Origin of the sequence: Arthrobacter sp. FW306-2-2C-D06B, from assembly GCF_021789175.1 — a bacterium.
Taxonomy (GTDB): domain Bacteria; phylum Actinomycetota; class Actinomycetes; order Actinomycetales; family Micrococcaceae; genus Arthrobacter.
Genome location: NZ_CP084560.1, coordinates 2359607 through 2385208 on the forward strand (window position 1 = coordinate 2359607; position 25602 = coordinate 2385208).

The 25602-nt window shown below is 64.2% G+C and carries 23 protein-coding genes; 19 read left to right on the top strand and 4 right to left on the bottom strand.

What is annotated here, in order from left to right; all coding sequences use genetic code 11:
- The first annotated feature begins 25 nt into the window (after positions 1–25).
- The 9 genes from pdxT (at position 26) to LFT47_RS11085 (ending at position 9900) form a co-directional block, all read left to right on the top strand.
- A complete protein-coding gene (pdxT, locus tag LFT47_RS11045; protein WP_236810687.1) occupies positions 26–727 on the top strand; it encodes a pyridoxal 5'-phosphate synthase glutaminase subunit PdxT in 702 nt (233 codons plus the stop codon).
- Positions 728–730: 3 nt separating this feature from the next.
- Positions 731–1486 (top strand): YebC/PmpR family DNA-binding transcriptional regulator, encoded by a 756-nt coding sequence (locus LFT47_RS11050; RefSeq protein ID WP_234754258.1) that lies wholly within the window; start codon positions 731–733, stop codon positions 1484–1486.
- Between the two features lie 45 nt (positions 1487–1531).
- On the top strand, positions 1532–2110 hold the full coding sequence (ruvC, locus tag LFT47_RS11055) for a crossover junction endodeoxyribonuclease RuvC (protein WP_236810689.1): 579 nt from the start codon (positions 1532–1534) through the stop codon (positions 2108–2110).
- A gap of 89 nt (positions 2111–2199) precedes the next feature.
- Positions 2200–2844, top strand: a complete 645-nt coding sequence (gene ruvA, locus LFT47_RS11060; protein ID WP_236810690.1) for a Holliday junction branch migration protein RuvA — start codon at positions 2200–2202, stop codon at positions 2842–2844.
- Positions 2837–3913 (top strand): Holliday junction branch migration DNA helicase RuvB, encoded by a 1077-nt coding sequence (gene ruvB / locus LFT47_RS11065; protein ID WP_236810692.1) that lies wholly within the window; start codon positions 2837–2839, stop codon positions 3911–3913. Before ruvA ends, ruvB begins: the two co-directional genes overlap by 8 nt.
- Before the next feature lie 190 nt (positions 3914–4103).
- Positions 4104–4481: a preprotein translocase subunit YajC gene (yajC, locus tag LFT47_RS11070; protein ID WP_236818523.1), complete on the top strand. Its 378-nt coding sequence runs from the start codon at positions 4104–4106 to the stop codon at positions 4479–4481.
- Positions 4482–4590: 109 nt separating this feature from the next.
- The gene (secD, locus tag LFT47_RS11075) at positions 4591–6345 is read left to right on the top strand and encodes a protein translocase subunit SecD (RefSeq protein WP_236810693.1); all 1755 of its coding nucleotides are present in this window, start codon (positions 4591–4593) and stop codon (positions 6343–6345) included.
- Complete coding sequence (gene secF / locus LFT47_RS11080) at positions 6345–7358, top strand: protein translocase subunit SecF (RefSeq protein ID WP_236810694.1); 1014 nt, start codon at positions 6345–6347, stop codon at positions 7356–7358. Before secD ends, secF begins: the two co-directional genes overlap by 1 nt.
- A 148-nt stretch (positions 7359–7506) precedes the next feature.
- Positions 7507–9900, top strand: coding sequence for a RelA/SpoT family protein (locus LFT47_RS11085; protein ID WP_272909578.1), 2394 nt, complete (start codon positions 7507–7509; stop codon positions 9898–9900).
- 11 nt (positions 9901–9911) lie between these two features.
- Here LFT47_RS11085 and LFT47_RS11090 read toward each other — a convergent pair whose 3' ends face one another.
- From LFT47_RS11090 to LFT47_RS11100, 3 genes are all read right to left on the bottom strand, one after another.
- Complete coding sequence (locus tag LFT47_RS11090) at positions 9912–10556, bottom strand: type IV toxin-antitoxin system AbiEi family antitoxin (protein ID WP_236810695.1); 645 nt, start codon at positions 10554–10556, stop codon at positions 9912–9914.
- Between the two features lie 107 nt (positions 10557–10663).
- Complete coding sequence (locus LFT47_RS11095) at positions 10664–12232, bottom strand: DUF349 domain-containing protein (protein WP_236810696.1); 1569 nt, start codon at positions 12230–12232, stop codon at positions 10664–10666.
- 65 nt (positions 12233–12297) lie between these two features.
- Positions 12298–13065 (bottom strand): peptidylprolyl isomerase, encoded by a 768-nt coding sequence (locus tag LFT47_RS11100; RefSeq protein ID WP_442863468.1) that lies wholly within the window; start codon positions 13063–13065, stop codon positions 12298–12300.
- A 260-nt stretch (positions 13066–13325) separates the two neighbouring features.
- On the opposite strand from LFT47_RS11100, the gene hisS reads away from it, so the two are divergent.
- The 4 genes from hisS (at position 13326) to LFT47_RS11120 (ending at position 18983) form a co-directional block, all read left to right on the top strand.
- Positions 13326–14684: a histidine--tRNA ligase gene (hisS, locus tag LFT47_RS11105; protein ID WP_236810698.1), complete on the top strand. Its 1359-nt coding sequence runs from the start codon at positions 13326–13328 to the stop codon at positions 14682–14684.
- A 103-nt stretch (positions 14685–14787) separates the two neighbouring features.
- Positions 14788–16578 (top strand): aspartate--tRNA ligase, encoded by a 1791-nt coding sequence (gene aspS / locus LFT47_RS11110; RefSeq protein WP_236810699.1) that lies wholly within the window; start codon positions 14788–14790, stop codon positions 16576–16578.
- Positions 16579–16678: 100 nt separating this feature from the next.
- Positions 16679–17449, top strand: a complete 771-nt coding sequence (locus LFT47_RS11115) for a GNAT family N-acetyltransferase (RefSeq protein ID WP_236818525.1) — start codon at positions 16679–16681, stop codon at positions 17447–17449.
- A 325-nt stretch (positions 17450–17774) separates the two neighbouring features.
- Positions 17775–18983 (top strand): IS110 family transposase, encoded by a 1209-nt coding sequence (locus LFT47_RS11120; protein ID WP_236810701.1) that lies wholly within the window; start codon positions 17775–17777, stop codon positions 18981–18983.
- Positions 18984–19021: 38 nt separating this feature from the next.
- Here LFT47_RS11120 and LFT47_RS11125 read toward each other — a convergent pair whose 3' ends face one another.
- Positions 19022–19684: an acVLRF1 family peptidyl-tRNA hydrolase gene (locus LFT47_RS11125; RefSeq protein ID WP_236810704.1), complete on the bottom strand. Its 663-nt coding sequence runs from the start codon at positions 19682–19684 to the stop codon at positions 19022–19024.
- Between the two features lie 24 nt (positions 19685–19708).
- On the opposite strand from LFT47_RS11125, the gene LFT47_RS21520 reads away from it, so the two are divergent.
- The 6 genes from LFT47_RS21520 (at position 19709) to alaS (ending at position 25600) form a co-directional block, all read left to right on the top strand.
- Entirely contained in the window at positions 19709–19861 is a 153-nt protein-coding gene (locus LFT47_RS21520) for a hypothetical protein (RefSeq protein WP_442863386.1), read from the top strand.
- Positions 19858–21195, top strand: coding sequence for a replication-associated recombination protein A (locus LFT47_RS11130; RefSeq protein ID WP_442863387.1), 1338 nt, complete (start codon positions 19858–19860; stop codon positions 21193–21195). Before LFT47_RS21520 ends, LFT47_RS11130 begins: the two co-directional genes overlap by 4 nt.
- A gap of 169 nt (positions 21196–21364) precedes the next feature.
- The gene (rpsD, locus tag LFT47_RS11135; protein WP_028267147.1) at positions 21365–21985 is read left to right on the top strand and encodes a 30S ribosomal protein S4; all 621 of its coding nucleotides are present in this window, start codon (positions 21365–21367) and stop codon (positions 21983–21985) included.
- Between the two features lie 149 nt (positions 21986–22134).
- Entirely contained in the window at positions 22135–22509 is a 375-nt protein-coding gene (locus LFT47_RS11140) for a DUF948 domain-containing protein (RefSeq protein ID WP_236810709.1), read from the top strand.
- Positions 22510–22567: 58 nt separating this feature from the next.
- Complete coding sequence (locus LFT47_RS11145; RefSeq protein WP_236818527.1) at positions 22568–22780, top strand: hypothetical protein; 213 nt, start codon at positions 22568–22570, stop codon at positions 22778–22780.
- Positions 22781–22921: 141 nt separating this feature from the next.
- Complete coding sequence (gene alaS, locus LFT47_RS11150) at positions 22922–25600, top strand: alanine--tRNA ligase (protein WP_236810710.1); 2679 nt, start codon at positions 22922–22924, stop codon at positions 25598–25600.
- Positions 25601–25602: the final 2 nt, after the last annotated feature.

Sequence of the window (25602 nt, forward strand, 5' to 3'; positions counted from 1 at the left end):
GGTGGCAGCGCATTATGATGGTCGAATGACCAATCCCCCTTCCGAGGCGTCATCAAGCGTGGGCTCGGGCCTGCGCATCGGCGTCCTCGCACTACAAGGCGATTTTCGTGAGCACATCCACGCCGTCGAAGCGGCCGGTGCCACCGGCGTCGGCATCCGGCGTCCGGCGGAACTTGATGACATTGACGGCCTCATCATTCCCGGCGGCGAGTCGACCACTATAGACAAGCTGGCGCGCATCTTTGAACTTGCCGACCCCATCCGCAAGCAGATTGCGTCCGGGCTGCCGGTATATGGATCCTGCGCCGGCATGATCCTGCTGGCGGACGACATCGCCGATCCCGCCACGGACCTCGCTGGGAATCCGCAGCAGACTTTCGGTGGATTGGACATCACGGTCCGTCGCAACGCCTTCGGCAGGCAGCGCGAGTCTTTCGAAACGGACCTCGACTTCAAAGGTCTTGAGTTCAGCGCCGGCGAATCCGGCGTCGACCCCGTCCACGCCGTCTTCATTCGCGGACCGTGGGTGGAGCGCGTCGGTCCCGGCGTCGAAATCCTTGCCCAGGTGGAACCGGGAAAAGCCACCCACACGGACACTTTGCACGGGTTGGCTAGAATTGTTGCAGTGCGCTCAGGTCGGTTGCTGGCCACCTCCTTCCACCCGGAAGTGACTGGGGAGAAGCGCGTGCATGAATTGTTTATTCGAATGATCAGAGGGGAAGTTTAAAGCATGTCAGGCCACTCCAAATGGGCGACGACCAAGCACAAGAAGGCCATCCTCGATAGCCGCCGGGCCAAGTCGTTCGCCAAACTGATCAAGAACATCGAAGTCGCGGCCCGCATGGGCGGACCGGACCTTGCCGGCAACCCGAGCCTGGAACTGGCTGTCACCAAAGCCAAAAAGACATCGGTCCCCGCTGACAACATCGACCGCGCCATCAAGCGCGGCGCCGGCCTGACCGGCGAAGTGGTCGACTACACGGAGATCATGTACGAAGCCCGCGGCCCGCAGGGTTCGGCCCTTCTGATCGAGTGCCTCACGGACAACAAGAACCGTGCCGCCTCGGAGGTCCGGCTTGCAATCTCGCGCAATGGCGGCACCATTGCCGACCCCGGCTCCGTGAGTTACCTCTTCACCCGCAAAGGCGTCGTCAACCTGCCCAAGAACGGACTCAGTGAAGACGACATCCTGATGGCCGTGCTCGACGCCGGCGCCGAGGAAGTCAAGGACAACGGCGAGAACTGGGAAATCCACTCGGAGCCCACCGATCTCCAGGCCATCCGCGAAGCCCTCAAGGAAGCCGGCATCGAATACGAGACGGACGAAGCCGAGTTCGTCCCGTCCATGCAGGTGCCGCTGGACCTCGACGGTGCCAAGAAGTTCATGAAGCTCGTCGACGCTCTTGAGGATCTCGACGACGTCCAGAACGTGTACACCAACGCGGACATGAGCGAGGAAGTCCAGGCTGCGCTCGAAGCCGAGTAGCGCCCACTTGCAACACAGCTTCATATCAAACAGGGAGGCCCGGACTTGACTCTTCGCGTATTGGGAGTCGATCCGGGCCTCACCCGTTGCGGGATCGGAGTGGTCGACGTCGAACGGAACCGGCGCGCCACCATGGTGGCTGTCTGCGTCGTGGGAACCTCGCCGGAACAATCATTGGACCAGCGATTGCTGGTCATCGCCAAGGCCATCGACGAGTGGCTGGACCTGTATAAGCCCGACGTTCTCGCGGTCGAACGGGTCTTCTCCCAACTGAACGTCAGTACCGTCATGGGCGTCGCCCAGGCGTCCGGCGTGGTCATCGCGGCCGCTGCGCGGCGCGGCATCCCGGTGGCGCTCCACACGCCGTCGGAGGTCAAAGCTGCCGTGACGGGTAGCGGCACCTCCAACAAAGAAGCGGTGACAAAACTCATTACCAAGATCCTGCGATTGGACGCCCCACCGCGCCCGGCCGACGCAGCGGACGCGTTGGCCCTCGCCGTCACGCACGCGTGGCGGGCCGGCAGCGGTGCCGCGGTTGCTACGACAGGACCAGGGAGCAGTGCGTTGACACCCGCCCAGCGGGCCTGGGCTGAAGCCGAAGCGAAAGCGCGCCGCGGCCGGTAAATGTCGGTGGCCCTTGCTAGGGTATTCGTAGATATGTTCGGATAGCCCGCGGCGCAGCATGCACCGGGCAGTACTTCAGGAGCCGGGTCTTGATCAGTTTTCTCCGCGGAACCGTGGCGCACGTCAGCCTCTCCACGGCCGTCATCGATCTCAACGGTGCCGGTATGAGCGTCTACGCCACGCCGCAAACCCTCAGCCACCTGCATGTCGGCGAGGAAGCGAAGCTGTTCACTTCGTTGATCGTCCGGGAGGACTCCCTGACGCTCTTTGGATTCTCGAACGATGACGAGCGCGAAGTTTTCGATGTCCTTCTCAGCGTGAGCGGGGTGGGGCCCCGACTGGCCCTCGCGGTGCTGGCCGTCCATGAGCCCGAAGCGATCCGGGTGGCCGCCCATTCCGGTGACGCAAAGTCATTCACCAAGGTCCCCGGCATCGGGCCGAAGGTGGCCGGCAGGATCGTCCTGGAGCTTGCAGGAAAACTCGTTCCCCACGGCACCGCTCCGGGGGCCGCACCCGCCGTCGCCGCCGAGTCGGTCTGGAAGCCGCAGGTGGTGGCCGCAATGACGAGCCTCGGCTGGTCGGAGAGGGACGCCGCCGGCAGCATCGACAAGGCAATGGCCGATTCCCCGGAACTTGCCGACGCCGGCAACGTGGCCCAGATCCTGCGTGCAACCCTTCGCTGGCTGGGGCAGGATGGCGCCCGCGCTGGAAACCGGGTTGGCAGCCGTGGCTGAGCCGTCCCTCGTTACCGGGGGAGAGGAACCCGAAGAGCGCATCATAGAGGCCGCACTGCGCCCGAAGAACCTCCACGACTTCGTAGGCCAGCACCGCGTCCGCAAGCAACTCTCGCTCGTGCTGGAGGCCTCAAGGATGCGTGGCCGCAGCGCGGACCACGTCCTGCTTTCGGGCCCTCCGGGGCTGGGGAAGACCACGCTCTCCATGATCATCGCCGCCGAGATGAACGCTCCCTTGCGCATCAGCAGCGGGCCGGCCATCCAGCACGCCGGAGACCTCGCGGCGATCCTCTCCTCGCTTTCGGAGGGCGAAGTGCTCTTCCTCGACGAAATCCACCGGATGTCCCGGCCCGCCGAGGAAATGCTGTACATGGCGATGGAAGACTTCCGCGTGGACATCGTGGTGGGCAAGGGCGCGGGCGCCACTGCCATTCCGCTTGAACTGCCGCCATTCACCCTCGTGGGCGCCACCACGCGGGCCGGGCTCTTGCCAGGTCCGCTGCGTGACCGCTTTGGTTTCACCGGGCACTTGGAGTTCTATTCCGTAGCGGAGCTTGAATTGGTTCTGCGTCGCTCAGCCGGATTGCTTGATTTGAAGGTCAATTCGGCCGGTTTCAGCGAGATCGCGGGCCGTTCCCGTGGAACTCCGCGTATCGCCAACCGGCTGCTGCGCCGTGTCCGGGACTGGGCACTGGTCCACGGCATCGAGCAGATCGATGCTCGTGCCGCCTCCGCTGCGCTGGACATGTATGAGGTGGACGAGCGTGGCTTGGATCGCCTGGACCGTGCCGTATTGGAGGCGCTGATCCTCAAGTTCAACGGTGGCCCCGTGGGGCTCTCCACTCTCGCGATCGCCGTCGGGGAGGAACCCGAGACCGTCGAGACGGTCGCTGAGCCGTACCTGGTGCGCGAAGGCCTTCTGGGACGGACGCCGCGCGGCAGGATCGCCATGGCGTCCGCCTGGACCCACCTTGGTTATGCGGTTCCGCCAGGAGTGTTCGGGCAGGACCCGCTGGCGTTATTCGAAGACAGCGAAAACGGGCCGGAAAGCATCGACACCGGCCGATAGCACGATCCATTCAGCTTAACCCTCTAGACTGGTATGACACTCGGCACGTTCGAGTCCTTGGTTCTGTGCCCGCCCGTCGGAGCATTGTGCGGCCAGGTGGGCGAAAGCTCCACGGCTGCCGGATCCACCGGGCAGACATGGCCGTGAAACCAAAAACGTAAGTAAAGAACGGAACTTCCCTGTGGATCCAATGACAATCCTGCTGTTCGCCATGCTCGGCGTCTTCATCTTCATGATGTTCCGCCGCAACAAGAAGACGCAGCAACAGCAGGCCAAGCTGCAGTCCCAGTTTGCCCCCGGCGTTGACGTCATGACCAGTTTCGGACTGTTCGGCCGAATCGTCTCGATGGACGACGCTGAGAACAAGGTTGTCCTTGAACTGTCTCCGGGCAACCTCGCCACCGTGCACCGCCAGGCCGTGACCAAGATCGTTGAGCCCGTCGAGGAGGCCGCAGTTGACGTTCCGGACGACGCTTCGTCGCTGACGGACGCCGATGCATCGGCATCCGCGGAGACCCCCGACGAAACGCTCAAGCGCCTCAACGACGAGGGCAAGAAGGACAACTAGCCCGTACCCGCTCTACAAGCGGGAATAGTTCTACGGCAATGAATCGCCGCCGGCCTGCGCTCACAAGTGCACGTCGGCGGCTGTTCCGTCATCAACAGGAAGATCGAACATGGCACGAACCGGCCACAAAAATGCAGCCCGCAGGGTGCTGATCTGGCTTGTCGCAATATTCGCTGTACTGACAGCAGTCCTCGGTGGCGGCGTCATCACAGGTCACGCCAGCTGGGCCCCGAAGCTCGCGCTTGACCTCGAGGGCGGCACGCAAATGATTCTGGCGCCCAAGGTCGAAGGGTCCACGGGCATCAACGAAGAACAGTTGAACCAGGCCGTCGCGATTATCCGCCAACGCGTTGACAGCTCCGGTGTCGCCGAAGCGGAAATCACCACGCAGTCCGGCCGCAACGTCGTGGTGAGCCTTCCGGGTACGCCAAGTTCGGAAACCCGCGCCCTGATCCAGGCATCTGCAGACATGAACTTCCGCCCGGTGATCACCGCCGGAGACCCTGCCGCCGTTCCGGTGGCATCGCGAACGCCTGATGCGAGCCTGCCGAAGCCCACGGCTGCGCCGGCCAACGCCAGCGACAACAACTGGGTGACAGCGGACGTCTACAAGGCCTTCGAAGCCCTGGATTGCGTCAATCCGGCCCAGGACAAGCAGCCGCGGTCGGATCCGGCCAAGCCGCTGGTGACCTGCGAGCCGGCAACGGCCAAGACTCCTGCCGTCAAGTACATCCTTGGCCCGGTCGAGGTAAAGGGCCAGGACATCGTTTCGTCCTCCTTCGACCCCGTCCAGGGCGCACAAGGCTCGGTTACCAATGCGTGGGGCGTGACGATCACGTTCGATGCCAACGCCACCAAGACCTTCAAGGACGTTACCCAGAGACTCAACCAGTTCTACGTGGCATCGCAGGCACAGGGCGGCAACGACCCCAAGGCCCAATTCGCCATCGTCCTGGATGACCAGGTCATTTCCGCTCCCCGTGCCCTCGCCGTCATCACCGATGGCAAGCCTCAGATCACCGGTAACTTCACGCAAGCCTCCGCGCGGGCCTTGTCGGACCAGCTCCGCTACGGCGCTTTGCCGATCAGCTTCGATATCCAGTCCGAGGAACAGATTTCCGCGACCCTCGGTGGCGAGCAGCTTCGTCTGGGCCTGATGGCCGGTGTGATCGGTCTTCTGCTCGTCGTGGTCTATTCCCTCTTCCAGTACCGGGCCCTGGGCTTCGTCACCATCCTCTCCCTCGTGGTGGCGGGTGGACTCACTTACCTCGCCATCGCGATCCTTGGCTGGACTGAAAACTACCGGCTGTCCCTGGCCGGCGTGGCCGGTCTCATCGTGGCCATTGGTCAAACAGCCGACTCCTTCATCGTTTACTTCGAGCGCATCCGCGACGAACTTCGTGAGGGCAAGGGCCTCGTGTCCGCCGTCGCAAATGGTTGGAAGCGCGCCAAGCGCACGGTCCTTGCATCCAAGGCCGTCAACCTGCTTGCTGCTTTGGTGCTGTACTTCGTCGCTGTTGGAAACGTCCGGGGCTTCGCCTTCACCCTTGGCCTCACCGCGTTGGCCGACCTCCTGGTCGTGTTCATGTTCACGCACCCCACGCTCCAGGTGCTGTCCCGGACCAAGTTCTTCGGGGAAGGTCACCGCTTTTCGGGCCTCGACCCTGAGCGCCTGGGCGCCGTGCCGCTGTACCGCGGTGCCGGCAGGCTCCGCACGCCGACGGAGAAGCCCGCCGTCGTGCGCGCGCGCAACACCGGTGCTGCCGCTGAAGCCGAGCGCCGCATGACCATCGCCGAACGCCGGCTTGCCGAGAAGCAAGCCCTGCTGGCTGGTTCTTCCAACGGCACCAAGGAGGAGAAGTAATGACCACGAGCTTCGCAAAGTTCGGCAACGAGCTCTACACGGGCAAGCGCTCTTACAACTTCGTATCCAGCAAGAAGATCTGGTTCATCATCGCCGCAGTGGCGGTCGCGATCTCCATCCTCCTGCCGGTGGTCAAAGGCGGCTACAACCTTGGAATCGACTTCAGGGGCGGTTCCGAGTTCACGGTGTCCAACGTGAAGACCACCGATTCCGCGGTGGGCGAAAAGGCAGTTCACGACGTCGTTTCCGGTGCCGTTCCGCGCGTCGCCAACGTCGCCGGCAGCACCATGCGTATCCAGACCGACAAACTCAGCGATGACCAGACCATCAAGATCAAAACGGATCTTGCAAAGGCCTACGGCGTCACCGAAAACCAGGTCACCTCGACCTTCATCGGCCCCACCTGGGGGCAGGATGTCACGAAGCAGGCCCTGATCGGCCTTGCGGTGTTCGTGGGCCTGGCGGCTCTTTTGATGGCTTTGTACTTCCGTACCTGGAAGATGTCGGTTTCTGCCCTTGCCGGCATGCTCGTCACGATGTTCACCACGGCCGGTGTCTACTCCTTGAGCGACTTCGAGGTGACACCGTCGGCCATCATCGGCTTCCTGACGGTTCTCAGCTACTCCCTGTACGACACCGTGGTGGTTTTCGACAAGATCCGTGAAAACACCTCGGACATCAACACCTCCAGCCGGCGCACTTTCGCCGAAGAGGTCAACCTTGCCGTCAACCAAACCTTGGTGCGCTCCATCAACACCATGATGGTGGCAGTCTTGCCCGTCGCCGCGATTCTCTTCATCGGTGCCGGACTGCTGGGCGCCGGCACGCTCCGGGACCTGTCCCTCGCGTTGTTCGTCGGCATCCTGATCGGTACCGCGGCCACGATCTTCATCGCGGCCCCGCTCTACGCCTTGCTGCGCCAGAGCGAACCCGAGCTCCAGAAGCAGGCCAAGAAGGTAGCTAGTCGGCGTGCGGCAGCCGCCAGTGCGAACTCGGAAGCCGCCACCGTTTAGCCTGTTTTCCCGTTGAAGGGCCGGTCACCGCTGAGATGCGGTGACCGGCCCTTTTCGTTCCCGGCTCCGTCATCTGGGTACCGGTTCTTGGAGAGGTCACCAGCGGGAATAGACTGGGAGAATTAAGTCAGTCGTGAGAGGTGCTTTTGTGGAGGAACGTACGACGTCGGCGCCGCCGGCGGGCGGAGAGGACGGCCTGAGCCGCGTCCCCGGCACCGCAACTGCAGCCACGGGAAGCACAGTGGATGGTGTGCCCGTGGACAGTCCGGGCGTGCGCCCGACGTTCCCCGGACGCCGCGAGCGGACACGCTCCAGGCTGGCGAAATTGACCGGACGCGGCACGAGCACCTATTCGCCCATCCTCGAACCGCTCCTGCGGACAGTCAGGGCAAACAACCCCAAGGAAGACCTGGATCTCATCCAACGGGCCTTCACGGTAGCCGAGCGAAGCCATCAGGGGCAGAAGCGGAAGAGCGGCGATCCTTACATCACCCACCCTGTGGCAGTGGCCACGATCCTGGCTGAATTGGGGCTCACCGGCACAACCCTGGCCGCCGCACTCCTGCACGACACCGTGGAGGACACTCCCTACACCCTCGCTGACCTGACGCGCGATTTCGGCCCGGAGGTGGCGATGCTCGTGGACGGCGTCACCAAACTGGACAAGGTCCAATTCGGTGAGGCCGCACAGTCCGAGACTGTCCGCAAGATGGTTGTGGCCATGGCCAAGGACATCCGGGTGCTGATGATCAAGCTCGCGGACCGGCTGCACAATGCCCGTACGTGGCGTTTTGTTTCCGCCGAATCATCCGCACGCAAAGCGCGCGAAACACTTGAGATCTTTGCACCGCTGGCCCACCGCCTCGGTATGAACACCATCAAATGGGAACTCGAGGATCTCTCCTTCGCGGCCTTGTACCCGAAGGTGTATGAAGAGATCGTCCGGATGGTGGGGGACCGCACTCCGGAGCGCGAGAAGAGCCTGAGCGTCATCCGCAACCAGATTGCCGAAGACCTGCGCGTCGCCCGCATCAAGGCCACCATCACGGGACGCCCCAAGCATTACTACTCGATCTACCAGAAGATGATCGTCCGGGACAAGGACTTCGACGACATCAACGACCTCATGGGCGTGCGCGTCCTCGTGGACTCAGTCCGTGACTGTTACGCAGCTCTTGGCACCTTGCATTCGCGCTGGAACCCCCTGCCGGGCCGGTTCAAGGACTACATCGCCATGCCGAAGTTCAACATGTACCAGTCCTTGCACACCACGGTCATCGGGCCCGGGGGCAAGCCCGTCGAGATCCAGATCCGCACGCATGAAATGCACCGCCGGGCCGAGTATGGTGTGGCTGCGCACTGGAAGTACAAGGACCAGCCAAACCGCACCGCTGTAGGCCCGGGGAGTCCCAAGGACGGCGACATGGGATGGTTGCGTTCCTTGGTCGACTGGCAGCAGGAAACGTCGGATCCGGGCGAATTCCTGGACTCGCTGCGGTTTGAGATCAATGCCCGCGAAGTGTTCGTCTTCACCCCCAAGGGCGAGGTCATGGCCCTCCCCGCAGGATCGACGCCGGTGGACTTCGCTTACGCCGTGCACACTGAAGTGGGTCACCGGACTATCGGTGCGCGGGTCAACGGCAAGCTGGTTCCGCTCAACAGCGAGCTCAACCACGGCGACTGGGTGGAGATTTTCACCTCAAAGGCCGAGGGCGCTGGACCGAGCCAGGACTGGCAGCATTTCGTCAAGAGCGCCCGGGCCCGTAACAAAATCCGGCAGTGGTTCAGCAAGGAACGCCGCGAAGAGGCCATCGAGCGCGGCAAGGACCAGCTGACACGGGCCATGCGTAAGCAGAACCTGCCCCTGCAACGGCTCATGACACATGACGCCCTGTCCACGGTGGCGGAGGAATTCCACTACGTCGACATTTCCGGCTTGTATGCAGGTGTGGGCGATGGTCATACTTCGGCTCAGTCCGTCATGGAAAAGCTCATGGAGCACCTTGGCGGTCATGAAACGCCCGACGAGGACCTGGACGAAGTCAGTATTCCTTCGCAACTCCAGAAGACCCGCTACTCGGACTCCGGCGTCATAGTGCGCGGCGTAGGCGACGTCTGGGTCAAGCTGGCCCGTTGCTGCACGCCTGTACCGCCCGATCCGATCCTCGGGTTCGTGACACGGGGCTCGGGCGTGTCGGTACACCGCACGGACTGTACCAATGTCTCGGATCTCCGGGACCAGCCCGATCGCATCGTCGAGGTTGAATGGGCACCGACCCAGTCGAGCGTCTTCCTGGTTGAGATCCAGGTGGAAGCACTGGACCGGAAGTCGTTGCTCTCGGACGTCACTCGAGTGCTGTCGGAAAACCACGTCAACATCCTGGCTGCTTCCGTGCACACGTCCAGCGATCGGGTGGCCATCTCCCGCTTCGCTTTCGAAATGGGCGATCCGAAGTACCTGCACCACGTGCTCAGTGCCGTGCGCAGGATCGACGGCGTCTTCGATGTCTACAGGACCACGGGCAATCGCAGGAGGAGCTGAGCCGTAGCAACTCAGGCGGCGGCCTCCGGTGGGAATACTCCGGCCGGCCGCGCGTCGGCGGTCGGAGCCAGGGCGGCGAGCTTGCGCAGAGCTGCCTTCTTGTGGGGCACCCTCGCGCAAGCCTCCACCGCGAGGGTCAAGAGCCGCAACCGCACACCCAACTCGGCCTGGGAGAGCATCATTCGCAGCGCGGGCACGGCCCTGCTGGCTTCGACGTGGAGGGCCACATCCACGGCCGTCCGCAGGGGACTCGTCACGAGCAGCCCGCCGATGCTGACCACGTCCAGTTGGCCCAAGCGGACTTCGTGCAGAATGCAGCCGCGGGCCGAGCGCAGGCTCGATATACGGTGTTTGGCGTCCACTAGGAGCGAAAGCCTCTCGGGGGCATCCGCGCAACCGTAGATCCATGCGGCCGTCATCCGGCCCGCAATGACCTTCCTGCGAATAGGATCCGGAACAACCAGGGCGGCGGCGCGGGCGCGGAGTCTCGGCGTGACATCCAGCCCCCGGGGAGTGAAGCTCTTCTCGTACAGCGGGGTGAGCACCCCGTCCGCGGCCATCGATTGAAGCTCAGCCCACGTGAACATCGGGCTAGGCGCGTACAGCTCCTGGGAAAGGAAGTCCTGTTGTTGCGGGGGCGGGAGTCCTGGGGCCATTCAGCAATCATCGCGTGGCAGCCGCAACGGGAACAGGCCCCGTCCCGGTTATGTGGATAACCGGGACGGGGCCTGTCAGCTCAGGCAAATACTGTCAGTCCATAATGCTAGGCGAGATCGCTGGCCGAGCGCTGGATCTGGTCAAGCCAAGCCTCGCGGGCCTCGAGGGCCTCACGTGCATTCTTGATGCGGCGCTGGTCTCCGGCCTTTTCCGCCTTCTCCAGGTCTTCCCTCAGGCCGGCGATGGCCGCCTCCAGCTGCGACAGTGCGCTGTTGGTGCGGGCCTTGGTCTCCGGGTTGCTCCGGCGCCACTTATCCTCTTCGGCCTCGCGGACGGCATCCTCAACCTTGCGCAGGCCGGCTTCGATCCTGCCCATGTCGGCGCGGGGAACCTTTCCGGCTTCTTCCCAGCGGTCGCGGATGGACTGCAGGGCCTTCTTGGCAGCATTGAGGTCCGTGATCGGCAGCAGGGCCTGGGCCTCGACAACGAGTTCTTCCTTGACGGAAAGGTTTGCTGTGTACTGCTGGTCGATCTCGTCATTGGCAGCCTGGCGGTTGCTGAAGAAGACATCCTGTGCGGCACGGAACCGGAGCCAGAGGGCGTCGTCGTCCTTGCGGCTGGCGCGGGGCGTAGCCTTCCACTGGTCCATAAGCCGGCGGTACTCGCCGGCCGCGAAACCCCAGTCCGTGGAACTCGAGAGTGCTTCGGCCTCGACGATCAGCTGTTCCTTGGCGACTTTGGCGGCCGAGTTCGTGCTGTCCAATTGGGAGAAGTAGGCGCGGCGGTGGCGGTCAAAAACGGTGCGGGCCGAGCGGAACCGCTTCCACAATGCGTCCTCGTTGCTTCTTCCAAGCCGGATGCCGTTCTTCTGGGCTGTTTTCCAGCTCTCGAAGAGTTCGTTCATGCGGGCACTGGACGTCTTCCATTGGACCTGGGACGGATCCTGGGACGCGATGGATTCTGCTTCGGCAACGATCGCCTCGCGTGCCGCGAGTTCGGCGGAGCGTGCGGCGTCGTGCGCTGCCTTTTCGGACTTTTCGAGTTCGGAAATCTGTCCGGCGAGGGCATCCAGGCGGCCTTCCGCAGTGCGGATGTCTCCCACCATGTTGCGCTCGGCCAGCTGCTCGCGCAGGTGCTCGACCGTCTTCTGCATGTCCGTGGCCGGGGCCTTGGACTCGACGCGGTGTTCCATCAAAACGATCTGCGCAACCACGTCGTCGTACTTCCGGGCGAAGTACGCAAGCGCCTCGTCGGTGCTTACTCCGGGGTACTGTCCCACCGGCTGCTCTTCGCCATCAATGGTCAGGAAGACGTGGCCGTCACCCTCGGCGCGCCCCCACTTGGCGGCTTCCGCCAGGGACACCGCCGTAGGCTGGGCTGCCGGCGCCGCCGGAATCACATTGGCTGAAGCTTTCGGGCGAGCAGCAAATGCGGCGGGAGAAGGCGCGTGCGAGGGGGCCGGTCGTGGCGCCGGAGAAGCAGGCTTGGCAGCAGGCTCTACCGGAGCAGCTGCGGGTTCTGCCGGGGCAGCAGGCTCTGCCTCGTCGGCTACCGGGGCAGCTACGGGCTCTGCCGGGGCAGCTGACTCGACGCCGGTTTGCTCGGCTACGGGTGCCTGGGTTTCTTCGTCGTTGGCCACTACTGCAGTTTCGTCGGATTTCTGACTGTCTGTCACCGCTAAAAGTCTTTCGCTTGGAGGGATTACTAAGGTAATGCGCCGCGGACCATGGCCCGGGCTAGTTACTTCAGAGAAAACGAGTCTATCGTGACAGGTGCCACAGGGGCGCCGTCGGTGGCGCTGCTACCCGGATTAATACCTGCCTGGGCGATCTTCGTCACGATATCCATGCCGCTCGTCACCTTGCCGACGATCGTGTACCCGCCAGCAGAATCCGGGGGAATGACCGTGTCCTTGTAGACGATGAAGAATTGGTGCCCGTTCCCGTAGGCGTTGCTGCCCGTCCTGGCGACGGCGATGGTTCCGGCCGGGTACGTGTTGTTGGCGGGGGTGTTCTCGAGAGGTCCCCAATGGAAGTTGGGGTCGTCGGTGGTGTCCGTCCCCTTGGCCCCGCACTGCAGCACCGCGAAGTTGTCAGCCGTGGTCAATCGAGGGCACTTGAGCCCGCTGTAATAGCTCGCATCAGTGAGGGATTTGAACACGGCCGCGGCCTGGGGTGCCGTTGTGCCGTTCAGTTCGACGCCCACTGCCCCTCCGTTGAGGCTGAGCTGGCCGGTGAAAGTCTTACCTGCGGCTGTGGAGGCGTTGGGAATGCCGGCACTATTCGAGCCTGTTGCTGCGGCGGAAGCGGATGGGTTCGCAGAGGCGGACGGCGAACTCAGCCCGGCCTGCGCCGCTGCGAACTCCGATTCGCTCGGGTTCGAGTTGAACACCGTGAGTTGCAGCACGACGGCGGTAATCAGGGCGGCGGCGCCCACGCCGACGGCGATCACATTGTCCCGGCGCCGGCGCTTGCCCTGTGCACGCCGAAGCTCGCGCTTGGCCTCCATCTGCCTGATGCGCCGTTTGGCTTCACGGTTGTCCCGCGGCCTTGTAGACAAGGGTCCTCCTGGTTGTCTGGACAAGCTTCAATCGCAGGCAAGCCAAACCGGAGTGCCCGCATTAGATGTGCAGGCGCCGAAAGCATAAACTGGCTGCCGCACATAGTTTATGCATGACTGGCTGGACGCCCGCCTAACCTGAGCCGAATCGGCCCGTGGTTCGTGGTGCCAGGTCCGGCCCGCGCAATCATTGAGGAGAATTTTCCACCATGGCCCGTACCGCCTCCCTGTCCGGATTCCCCGAGTGGCTTCCCCAGGAGCGGTTGGTGGAACTGCATGTCCTGGACACGTTGCGCAGGACGTTCGAACTCCATGGCTTCTCTTCGATCGAAACCCGCGCCGTTGAGACAGTCGGCCAACTTCTCCGCAAGGGCGAGATCGACAAAGAGGTATACGGCCTGAGCCGCCTGCAGGAAGACGAGGACGCCGCCGCCGGCGAGGGCGGAAAGTCGGACAAAGCGGATCCCAACGCACTGGCCCTCCACTTCGACCTGACGGTGCCGTTTGCCCGCTATGTCGTCGAAAACGCCGGCTACCTCGCGTTCCCATTCCGCCGCTATCAGATCCAGAAGGTGTGGCGGGGGGAGCGTCCGCAGGAAGGCCGCGCCCGCGAGTTCACGCAGGCGGACATCGACGTCGTGGGCGACGGCGAGCTGCCTTTCCGCTACGACGTCGAGATCGCCCTCGTCATTGCCGAAGCACTGAGTGCTCTTCCCATCCCGGATTTCCGCCTGCGGATCAACAACCGAAAGTTGGCCGAGGGCTTCTACCGCGGCATCGGCCTCACGGACACTGCCGGCGTGCTTCGCAGCATCGACAAGCTAGAGAAGATCGGCGAGGCGAAAGTCGCCGAATTGCTCAGGACCGAGCTTGGCGCCACGGATGAGCAGGCGGCACTTGCCTTGAAGCTCGCCGGCATCCGCACCGAGGACACGTCCTTCGTGGCGCAAGTCCGCGCCCTCGGTGTCTCGGACGATCTTCTTGAAGAGGGCCTCAGTGAGCTCGAACAAGTCATTGAGGCTGCCGTTCAGCGCGCACCTGGCAAGGTCGTTGCCGACCTCAGCATCGCCCGCGGCCTCGACTACTACACCGGCACCGTCGTCGAAACCGTCCTGGTGGGGCACGAGCAGCTCGGTTCCATTTGCTCCGGAGGCCGCTACGACGCCCTCGCCAGCAAGGGCAACCGCAAGTTCCCCGGCGTCGGCCTCTCGATCGGCGTGACCCGGCTCGTCTCCCGCATCCTGAGCCAGGAGTTCGCGACGGCCTCGCGCTCGGTGCCCACGGCGGTGCTTGTGGCGCTCAACAACGACGACAGCTGGTCCGCGGCCCAGGACGTCGCGGCCCAGCTGCGCGGACGGGGGATCGCAACCGAGGTTGCGGCGAAGGCCGAGAAGTTCGGCAAGCAGATCAAGTTCGCCGACCGGCGCGGCATTCCTTTCGTCTGGTTCACGGACGACGACGGCAAGCACCAGGTGAAGGACATCCGCACCGGAGAGCAAGTCGACGCGGATCCGGCGAGCTGGGAGCCGTCGCCCGAGGATCTCCACGTGCGCATCACCACGCGCTAGGCCCGGACCGGCGCCTCGTGGCGGCCACGATTCATTCATGCGGGTAAACTCGAACGGGATCGTTTAGCCATGATCCGCTGAAAATCATGTTGAAAGGAATGCTGTGCTGCGCACACATGACCTCGGATCCTTGCGTTCCGAGCACATTGGACAGACCGTCACCCTGGCAGGCTGGGTAGGCCGCCGCCGAGATCACGGTGGCGTGGCCTTCGTTGATCTGCGTGACGCGTCCGGTGTCGCCCAGGTGGTTGTCCGCGAGGAAGAGGTCTTCCACGGCCTGCGCAACGAATACGTTCTGCAGATCGTGGGCACCGTGAGCAAGCGTCCCGAGGGCAACGAGAACCCGCACCTCGCCACGGGCGAGATCGAGGTCATCGCCGAGAAAGTCGTGATCCTCAACACCTCGGACCCCCTGCCGTTCCAGATCGACGAGCACGTGGAGGTCGGTGAGGAAGCACGCCTCAAGCACCGCTACCTTGACCTGCGCCGTCCCGGCCCCGCCCGGAACCTGCGCCTGCGTTCCGAAGCCAACCGCGTGGCCCGCGAACTGCTTCACCAGCAGGGCTACGTGGAGATCGAAACTCCCACGCTGACGCGCTCGACGCCGGAAGGCGCCCGTGACTTCGTTGTTCCGGCGCGTCTGGCCCCGGGTTCCTGGTACGCGCTTCCGCAGTCGCCGCAGCTTTTCAAGCAGCTGCTCCAGGTGGGCGGTTTCGAAAAGTACTACCAGATCGCCCGTTGCTACCGCGACGAGGACTTCCGTGCGGACCGCCAGCCGGAATTCACCCAGCTCGACATCGAAGCCAGCTTCGTTGACCAGGACGACGTCATTGAGCTCGGCGAAAGCATCGTCAAGGCACTGTGGCAGCTGATCGGCGTCGAGATCCCGACGCCGATCCGCCGCATGACGTACCACGAGGCCATGGCCAAGTATGGCTCCGACAAACCGGACCTGCGCTTCGGCTTGGAACTCACCGAATTGACGGAGTTCTTCAAGGACACGAACTTCGGTGTCTTCAAGGCGCCCTACGTCGGCGCCGTCGTCATGCCCGGCGGAGCGTCGCAGGCGCGCCGCGCGCTGGATGCCTGGCAGGAGTGGGCCAAGCAGCGTGGTGCCAAGGGTCTTGCCTACGTGCTGTTCAAGGAGGACGGCGAGCTCACGGGCCCCGTTGCCAAGAACCTCACCGACACCGAACGTGCCGGCCTGGCCGACGCGGTGGGCGCAAAGCCCGGCGACTGCATCTTCTTCGCCGCCGGCGAGAAGTCCCCGTCGCGCGCCCTGCTGGGCGCCGCCCGCGTGGAGATCGGCCACCGCACCGGCCTGATCAACCCGAAGGACTGGGCATTCGTCTGGATCGTGGACGCACCGATGTTCGAACCCGCAGCCGCAGCAGTCGCCTCCGGTGACGTCGCGGTGGGTGGCGGACAGTGGACTGCCCTTCACCACGCCTTCACCTCCCCGAAGCCCGAATTCCTGGACTCCTTTGACAAGGACCCGGAATCGGCCCTGTCCTACGCCTATGACATCGTCTGCAACGGCAACGAAATCGGCGGCGGATCCATCCGTATCCACGAGGCCGATGTCCAGGAGCGCGTTTTCGAGCTTATGGGCCTGGACAAGGAAGACGCGCAGACCAAGTTCGGCTTCCTCCTTGAGGGATTCAAGTACGGCGCACCTCCCCACGGCGGCATGGCCTTCGGCTGGGACCGCGTTGTGGCCTTGCTGGCCGGCGTGGACTCGATCCGCGACGTCATCGCTTTCCCGAAGTCCGGCGGCGGCTACGACCCCCTGACCGCTGCTCCTGCGCCCATCACGGCGCAGCAGCGCAAGGAAGCCGGAGTCGACTTCAAGCCTGAAGCCAAGGCGCAGGCAGCGGCGGCCAAGTCGGAGTAGCTGGAAGCCCTAGAAGTAACCCGGAGGCCCTCGCAAATTGCGGGGGCCTCCGGTGTAGCATGTCGGCGACTGAATTCGAGGAGGACGGGTGGCACAGGAAATGAGCCTGGCATCGATCGAGGAGCTGATGGACCGGGCCTGGCCGGCGCCCGACCGTGAGGACACCGGTGGATGGGTCATGCGGGCCGCCGGAGGTGTCACGCAGCGCGCGAACTCGGTCTGGCCCAGGGAACAGGCCAGTGACCACGAGTCGGCAGTACGAGCCGCCACGCAGTGGTATCGCTCCCGGCGCCTGCCGCTGATCTTCCAGGCTTTCGACGACGAACGGAGCGCGGGCCTCAACGCGGTGCTCGATGCGCAGCGATTCACCCGGCAGTCCGAGACCCTCATCATGGTCCGCCCGGGCGGCATCCATCCCTATGCCCCGCGCGATGGCTGGTCGAACGACGTCGAGATCTCCGAAGAGCCTTCCGAAGAGTGGCTCCGGCTCTGGTGGTCGGTGGACGGGCGCGGCGGAGACGCCGAGCTGGAGATTGCGCGCAAGATCCTCGTGTCTTGCCCCTCGGTCTACGCCCTCGTGAGGGACGACGACGGCGCCCCGGCCGCCGTCGGACGCCTCGCCCTGGTGGACGGCAAGGGCGGCGTCTACTGCATGGCAACCGCGGCCGGACACCGTCGCCGTGGCTTCGGCCAGCGGGTGCTGGATGCCCTTCTTACGGCTGGCAGTCGCCGAGGCGTGGCGGAGTTCTGGCTACTGGTGATGGCCTCGAATACCGGCGCCCAGGCCCTGTACGAGGGCGCCGGCTTCACGGAGCGCGGCAGGTACCTGTACCGGCAGGCACGGCCGCAGCGGGCGTTGTCAGGCTGCTAGGGGCGCGGCCGCGTGTCGCCGGGGTCGTGGGGGTCCAGGAAGTGCGCTTCCAGGGCCGCTGCTGCCATCGCAGGAGGCACCGACAGTAATGATGGAATTGGCTTGTGTTGCGGTGTGGCTCTGCCTCCGACTGACGCCCTTTGGGGTTTGTCTTGATTTTGATCTGTCCGCCGCGACACAGGCTGCAGTATGCGCGGCGGCCCAGGTGGACATGACCTCATAGGAGCCTGCTCAAAGAATCCCGTTACTGTCTTGTCTGCCCACCCGGCCGCCACGCCCCCCTCGTGTTCCATCGCACGCAACGGAAGGTCAGGGCAGTTTCATCATGGCAAAACAGCATCCGAAAGTCATCGCCGGGATCGATACGCATGCCGATACCCATCACGTCGCCGTCATCAGCGAAACCGGACAACATCTGGCAGACAGGGAGTTCCTGGCCGTGGGTTCCGGTTACCGGAAGATTGTGGAGTTCATCATCGGCTTCGGTCCGGTCGTGGCCGTAGGCGTGGAGGGCACCGGCAGTTACGGAGCCGAGCTCTCCCGCGTCCTGAGCCGTGAGGGCATCCAAGTCCTGGAGGTCATGCGCCCGAACCGGCAGGGGCGCCGCCTAAAGGGCAAATCGGACCCATTGGATGCTTATCAGGCTGCGGAGTCCGCGTTGGCTGGCCGTGGCACCGCCACGCCGAAAGCGCGCGACGGGGCTGTGGAGTCACTGCGTGTCCTGCGGTCTGAGAGATCCACGGCGATGCGGGCACGGGTTGCGGTCATGAACCAGATCCAGAGCTTCCTTGTCTCCGCTCCGGAGCCGCTCCGCGCCAAATACCGGGGCCTGACCAGAACAGCGCAGATGTCCGCACTGGAAAAGACCCGTCCGGCAGGGACCATCTCAGAACCCCTGAACGCTACCGCTACCGCGCTCAAACGCCTCGCTACCCGGTACCGCGCGTTGCACCAGGAAATAGCGTTGATCGATGCTGAACTCGACGCGATCATCACCACTCACGCGCCCTTGCTCCGCGACCTGCACGGGGTCGGCACCGACGTGGCAAGCCAGCTGCTGGTCACCGTGGGCGACAACCCCGAAAGGATCTGCACCGAAGCGCAATTCGCAGCCCTCGTCGGCGTCGCACCGATCCCCGCATCCTCCGGTAAGACCATACGGCACCGGCTCAGCCGCGGCGGCGACCGGCAAGCGAACAAGGCGATCCACCATGTCGTTCTCGTCCGAATGATGAGTGACACTCGCACGAGAACCTATGTCGCCCGGCGCCGGGCAGAAGGCAAGAGCACCAAGGAAATCATGCGCTGCCTCAAACGCTACGTCGCACGCGAACTCTACGACCAGCTCCTACACCCGCAACCGGCACCGGACGCTGCAGCACTCCGCGCCCTGCGCAAAACCAAGAACATCACGCTCCAGGCCGCCGCCGATGACCTCCGCGTCTGGCCCACCGCACTATCCAGACTCGAACGCGGACTCACCCGTGACGACCACTTCCACCAACGCTACGAAAGCTGGCTCAACGACCATTGACAGCTATAGGAGCATCAGTTTAATATTGGCGCCGCGCGCTACAGCGGATCCGTGACCTCGATCCGCACGGCACAGGCATCTGCCGCAGCCCTGCGGAGCACGGTTGCGTTGGGGTCGCCAACTGCGAGGAACGCGAGCCTTGTCCGCGACGCGTACGCCTTCAACGCTTTTTCTTCCAGGACCGCCGCGGACAGCGCGGCGTCGCCGCCCAGAACGAGATATTCAATACTGTGTCCGGCGAACACACCGGCGGCATATCCCGCCACAGCTTCCGTCAGCGCGTTGGCCTGGTTCTCGCGACGACGGGCAAAGCGCTGCTGGGAAGATCCACCTGCCGCTGAGCGGGACTGCACGTAGCGGGAACCCGATTTGGACGCGGACACTTTGCCGCCGCTCACGACCCCCACCGCGTAGCCGCCCCGGCGGACCAGGACGATTCCGAGCCGCCGTTCCTGCGAAGCGAGCGACGCCAAGCGCTCAACCGTGGTAAAGCCCCTGCCGGGCCTTCCATCGACGGGCCATGGGGCTCTCAGTAGTGCCGTCGCGCCGTCAGCCGCACGCAGGAGGGTACCCCCGTCGTCGGGCTCCTCCTGAACGGCACCATGGCTCGCAGCGAAGCGGTCCACCCAGCCGGGCAGCCGCCCACCAGATATGAAGGCGGTACGCTGCTTTTCATTGGGGCCGGAAGGCCGGGTCTCCACGTCGATGTCTCCTTAACTGGAATCATGAGTAGCCTATCCATGTGGAAGATCTCTTTGGTGCCGACGCGGATGACGACGACGCCGACAGCCAAGCGTCGGATTCGGACCGTTCCGGTAGTGGACGTCAAGGCACGGGACGTCCAGCGTCGCCGCGGAGCCCTTTGGCTGTCCGAATGAGGCCCCGGACCCTCGACGAGGTTGTGGGCCAGCAGCATTTGCTGGGCCAAGGGTCTCCTTTGCGGCAGCTTGCCGCAGGGGCCGACGCCGCCGGTCCTGCCGGCCCGAGCTCGGTCATCTTGTGGGGACCCCCGGGCACGGGCAAGACCACACTGGCGCACGTCATCGCCCGTGGACCGGGCCGGAAGTTCGTTGAATTGTCGGCCATTACCGCGGGCGTCAAAGACGTCCGTTTGGTCATGGAAAACGCCTTGACTGCCCGGGATCTGTACCGGACCACAACAGTGCTGTTCCTGGACGAGATCCACCGCTTCAACAAAGCCCAACAGGACGCCCTGCTTCCCGGGGTCGAGAAGGGCTGGGTGGTCCTGGTCGCAGCTACCACCGAAAACCCTTCGTTCTCGGTGGTCTCCCCGCTGCTTTCCCGGTCACTGCTGCTCACCCTGAAACCGCTCACGGACAGCGACATCGAGGGGCTTCTCCAACGGGCGGTTGCCGATGCCCGCGGTTTGGCAGGGGGAGTGGAGCTCACCCCGGAAGCGCTTGAGCATTTGGTCCGCTTGTCCGGGGGAGACGCCCGCCGCGCGCTCACTGCGCTCGAGGCCGCTGCCGGCGTCGCCTACGGAGACCGGAACAACGACGACGGCGACGCCTCCGAAGAGCCCGGGCTCGCGGGCGACGGGCCCCCCGAAGACCCGGTCGTCGTCGAGCTCCGCCATACGGAACGGGCCCTGGACGCGGCCGCTGTCCGATACGACCGCGCGGGCGACCAGCACTACGACGTCGCGAGTGCGTTCATCAAGTCGATCCGCGGCTCCGACGTCGACGCGGCCCTGCACTACCTGGCCCGCATGCTCGAAGCCGGAGAAGACCCGCGCTTCGTGGCCCGCCGGATTGTCATTTCGGCTGCGGAGGACATCGGCATGGCAGATCCGACGGCGCTGCAGACCGCCGTCGCCGCGGCCCAGGCAGTGCAGTTGATCGGCATGCCCGAGGGCCGGATCATCCTCGCCGAAGCCGTGGTGCATCTGGCGACGGCGCCCAAATCCAATGCCGCCTACCTGGGCATCAACAAGGCCATCGCCGATGTGCGTGCCGGGATGGGGGCCGGGATTCCCGCGCATTTGAGGGACGCGCACTACCAAGGAGCGAAGGGCCTCGGCCACGGCCAGGGCTACAAGTACGCCCACGATGCCCCGCATGGCGTGGCCACCCAGCAGTATGCTCCTGATGATCTGGTCGGCAGGGACTACTACGAGCCGACGGCGAACGGCGCTGAACGGGATATTGCTCCCAGGCTCGAGCGGCTGCGCAGGATCATCCGGGGCGAGTAGGCGTCATGGTAGGCTAGATGTTTGTCTGGCAAGGCCTGGCGCACAATCCATCAAAACCCAGGTTTTGATGCTGTGCCCTGCGCCCCGTAGCAAAAGGCAGCGGTTGGCCGATGCTCTCCCTCATGGAGGCCAGTAACACTGACACACCGCAGATATTGGAAGGACACAAGTGGCTAACAACACTCGTGCTCGCCGTACCGCACGCCTTTCGCGTGCACTCGGCATCGCTCTGACTCCCAAGGCCGCCAAGTACATGGAGCGCCGTCCGTACGGCCCCGGTGAGCATGGACGTGCCCGCAAGAAGCAGGACTCTGACTACGCTGTACGTCTGCGCGAAAAGCAGCGTCTGCGCGCCCAGTACGGCATCCGCGAAGCCCAGATGACCCGTGCCTTCGAAGAAGCACGGCGCACCAAGGGCCTGACCGGTGAAAACCTGATCGAACTGCTCGAAATGCGTCTCGACGCCCTCGTGCTGCGTGCCGGCTTCGCCCGCACCATCGCCCAGGCCCGCCAGCTGGTTGTGCACCGCCACATCCTCGTTGACGGTATCCGCGTGGACCGCCCGTCGTTCCGCGTTGCAGAAGGCCAGCTCATCCACGTTCACAGCCGCAGCGAAGTCATGGCTCCGTTCCAGGTTGCAGCTGCCGGCGCACACGTTCTGAACGTCGTTCCGGCTTACCTGGACGTCAAGATCGACGCCCTGCAGGCACGCCTGGTTCGTCGTCCGAAGCGCTCCGAGGTCCCCGTGACCTGCGAAGAGCAGCTCGTGGTCGAATTCTACGCTCGCTAATTTCCAGCAAGCACATACAAAGAAGCCCGTGGCACGCGCCGCGGGCTTCTTTGTATGTAAGGTACTTGGGGAAGCCACGCCAAGGGTGGCTGTGTAGAACCACAGCCCACGCCAATGGCAACGCAACAAATGCTAGGAGATGAGTGTCCATGACTGGTGGCGATATTGCAGGCCTGATCGCAGCCGGAGTTTTCGCGCTCCTTGTAGTGCTGTTGGCTGTGCCGATCCTCAAACTCGGGAGGGTCTTCGATGAAGTCCGCACCTCCATCCGCTCCTTGAGCGACGGAGCAACGCCCCTGATGGACGAGGTCACGGCGACGGTCTCCACCACAAACCAGCAGCTCAAAAAGGTTGACGGCATCACCTCAAACGTTTCCGACGCCTCCGCCAACATCTCTGCTTTGTCCTCGCTGGTGGCCGCGACAGTCGGTTCGCCGCTCATCAAGGTGGCAGCGTTCAGCTATGGAGTGCGCTCGGCATTTGCCGCCCGCCGCAAGCCGAGCAGTGGCCGCCGCAGCCGCTGAATCCGTTCGTAAGTCACGACCTTCGTATGTCAGGAAAACTGTGAAAAGAATTGTCTGGATGGGGATCGGCGTGGCAATCGGAGTCATCGCCTTCCGCAAGATCACCCAAGCGCAGGCCGCTATCGGCCCCGAGGGCCTGAACCGCGCGGTAGCGCGACTGGCCGACGGCGTGTACGACTTCGCCGACGCCGTGCGCGCCGGAATGAATGAACGCGAAGTCGACCTCAGGGCAGCGCTCGGCATCTCAGAGTCCGACGCCGGCAGCCGTTAGCCGTAAGCAGCCGCGGTACAACTTGCCGCGGTTCGCCCAAGCGGCCCCAACAAGGCAGAATTAGAAGCTGCGGCAATGGCATATGCCAGAACCGCGCACAAACTCATGTGCAGTGAATTGAGAAGGGTAAGTAATCAGCTAATGAAGTCGCAGGAGATCACCAAACGCTGGGTGGACTTTTTTGTCAGCAAGGGCCATACCGCCGTCCCCTCAGCGTCGCTCGTATCCAGCGACCCTTCCCTGCTCTTCACTGTGGCCGGCATGGTTCCGTTCATTCCTTACCTCACCGCCCGCGAGGAACCGCCCTTCGACCGCGCCACGAGCGTCCAGAAGTGCATCCGCACCGGCGACATCGAGGAAGTGGGCAAGACCGCCCGCCACGGGACGTTCTTCCAGATGTGCGGAAACTTCTCCTTCGGGGACTACTTCAAGGAAGACGCCATCAAGTTCGCTTTCGAACTGCTGACCAAGAGCGTCGACGACGGCGGCTATGGACTGGACGTTGAGCGCCTCTGGGTGACCGTCTACGAGGAAGACGACGACGCCCAGGATCTGTGGCTCAAGAACACGGGCATTCCGGCTTCGCGGATCCAGAGGATGGGGAAGGCGGACAACTACTGGTCCACCGGGCAGCCGGGTCCTGCCGGCCCGTGCTCGGAAATCTACTACGACCGCGGCCCGGCCTATGGCGCCGAAGGCGGTCCCATCGCGGACGAAAACCGCTATGTCGAAATCTGGAACCTCGTGTTCATGCAGTACCAGATCGAGAACGTCCGCTCGAAGGTGGACTTCGACATCGCCGGCGAGCTGCCCAAGAAGAACATCGACACCGGCCTCGGCATGGAGCGCCTCGCGATGATCCTGCAGGGTGTCGAAAACATGTACGAAACGGACCAGGTCCGTCCCGTCATCGACAAAGCCGCAGCCCTGTCCGGCAAGGAGTACACCTCTGCCGAGTCCGCAGAAGACCCGCACCACACGGACGACGTCCGGATGCGCGTCGTTGCGGACCACATCCGTTCTGCACTCATGCTGATTTCCGACGGCGTGTCCCCGTCCAACGAAGGCCGCGGCTACGTCCTGCGTCGGCTCATCCGCCGTGCCGTCCGCGCCATGCGCCTCCTCGGAGTCGAAGAAGCTTGCCTTCCGCAATTGCTCCCGGCCTCCCGCGACGCCATGAAGGGCGTTTACCCCGTCGTGGAAACCGACTTCGACCGCATCAGCCGCATCGCCTATGCAGAAGAAAAAGCCTTCCTGCGCACCATCGCCTCCGGCACCGCGCGCCTGGAAGAAGCCGTGGTGCTCTCCAAGGCGGCCGGCAAGCCGCTGTCCGGCGAAGATGCCTTCGCCCTGCACGACACCTACGGGTTCCCGATCGATCTCACCCTCGAAATGGCCGAGGAAGCCGGCCTGAAGGTCGACGAAGCCGAGTTCCGCAGCCTCATGCTGGAACAGCGTCAGCGTGCCCAGGCGGATGCCAAGTCCAAAAAGGGCGGACACGCCGATGTCTCAGCCTTCCAGGAACTCCTGGCCGAGGGCGAGACCGTTTTCACGGGCTACACCGAGCTGGAAGGCGAGGCCCGTGTCCGCGGCATCGTCAGCTCCGGCCGGCGTGTTGCCCACGCATCCACGGGCGACGAAATCGAGCTCGTGCTCAACGAGACGCCGTTCTACGCCGAGGCCGGTGGCCAGTCGGCCGACAAGGGCCTCATCACCGGTGACGGCTTCGTCGTCGAGGTCCTCGACGTCCAGCGCCCCGTGAAGGGCCTGAGTGTCCACAAGGCGATCGTCCGCGAAGGCGAGATCGCCTCGGACGCTTTGGTGCGCGCCGCCGTCGACCGCGAACGCCGCCACGCCGCAGAGCAGGCCCACACGGGCACGCACATCGTGCACGCGGCTCTGCACCAGATCCTCGGCCCGGAAGCCACCCAGCGTGGTTCCTTCAACAAGGCCGGCTACCTGCGCTTCGACTTCGCCTGGGGCGAAGGTCTGAGTGCCGCCACGAAGTCCGAGATCGAAGAGGTCTCGAACATCGCCATCCGCAACAACTTCCGGGTGGACACCAAGGTCATGGGCCTCGCTGAGGCGAAGGCCCTCGGCGCCATGGCCCTCTTCGGCGAGAACTACGGCAGCGAAGTCCGCGTTGTGGAAATCGACGGCGCATGGTCCCGCGAACTCTGTGGTGGCACGCATGTGGCCAACACCTCCCTCATCGGGAGCCTGTCGCTCCTCGGCGAACAGTCCGTCGGTTCGGGAAACCGCCGCGTGGAAGCCTTCGTCGGCCTCGACGCCTTCCGGCACCTCGCCGCCGAGCGCGCCTTGGTCACCGAGCTCACGGAAATGCTCAAGGTCCCGTCTGGCCAGTTGGCTGACCGGATCTCCAGCACCCTGGCCAAGCTCAAGGCGACGGAAAAGGAACTCGACCGCCTCCGCAAGGAGCAGCTGACGGCAGCCGCCGCTAGCCTCGTTGCCACGGCCCGGGATGCCGCCGGCGTCATGGTAGTGGCGCACGACGCCGGCCAGGTCGGGGGAGCGGACGACCTCCGCAGCCTCGCTATGGACCTGAGGAACCGGCTCGGCTCCGACGCTTCCACTGTTGCCGTGGCCGGTGTCAGCAACGACCGTCCCGTCATTATCGTGGCCACCAACGAGGCCGCGCGAGAAGCGGGCGTCAAGGCAGGCGCCCTCGTCCGCGTGGCTGCGGGAATCCTCGGCGGTGGCGGCGGCGGCAAGGACGACGTCGCGCAAGGCGGAGGAACCGACGCCGCGAAGATCGCACCGGCCCTTGCGGCCGTTGTGGACGCGATCGCCAAGCGCTGATT

Coding starts and splice junctions, on each gene's coding strand:
- pdxT (WP_236810687.1), top strand. CDS start 26: ATGACCAATCCCCCTTCCGAGGCGTCATCAAGCGTGGGCTCGGGCCTG.
- LFT47_RS11050 (WP_234754258.1), top strand. CDS start 731: ATGTCAGGCCACTCCAAATGGGCGACGACCAAGCACAAGAAGGCCATC.
- yajC (WP_236818523.1), top strand. CDS start 4,104: ATGACAATCCTGCTGTTCGCCATGCTCGGCGTCTTCATCTTCATGATG.
- secD (WP_236810693.1), top strand. CDS start 4,591: ATGGCACGAACCGGCCACAAAAATGCAGCCCGCAGGGTGCTGATCTGG.
- secF (WP_236810694.1), top strand. CDS start 6,345: ATGACCACGAGCTTCGCAAAGTTCGGCAACGAGCTCTACACGGGCAAG.
- LFT47_RS11090 (WP_236810695.1), bottom strand. CDS start 10,556: ATGGCCCCAGGACTCCCGCCCCCGCAACAACAGGACTTCCTTTCCCAG.
- LFT47_RS11100 (WP_442863468.1), bottom strand. CDS start 13,065: ATGGAGGCCAAGCGCGAGCTTCGGCGTGCACAGGGCAAGCGCCGGCGC.
- hisS (WP_236810698.1), top strand. CDS start 13,326: ATGGCCCGTACCGCCTCCCTGTCCGGATTCCCCGAGTGGCTTCCCCAG.
- LFT47_RS11115 (WP_236818525.1), top strand. CDS start 16,679: ATGAGCCTGGCATCGATCGAGGAGCTGATGGACCGGGCCTGGCCGGCG.
- LFT47_RS11120 (WP_236810701.1), top strand. CDS start 17,775: ATGGCAAAACAGCATCCGAAAGTCATCGCCGGGATCGATACGCATGCC.
- LFT47_RS21520 (WP_442863386.1), top strand. CDS start 19,709: ATGAGTAGCCTATCCATGTGGAAGATCTCTTTGGTGCCGACGCGGATG.
- LFT47_RS11130 (WP_442863387.1), top strand. CDS start 19,858: ATGAGGCCCCGGACCCTCGACGAGGTTGTGGGCCAGCAGCATTTGCTG.
- LFT47_RS11140 (WP_236810709.1), top strand. CDS start 22,135: ATGACTGGTGGCGATATTGCAGGCCTGATCGCAGCCGGAGTTTTCGCG.
- LFT47_RS11145 (WP_236818527.1), top strand. CDS start 22,568: ATGGGGATCGGCGTGGCAATCGGAGTCATCGCCTTCCGCAAGATCACC.
- alaS (WP_236810710.1), top strand. CDS start 22,922: ATGAAGTCGCAGGAGATCACCAAACGCTGGGTGGACTTTTTTGTCAGC.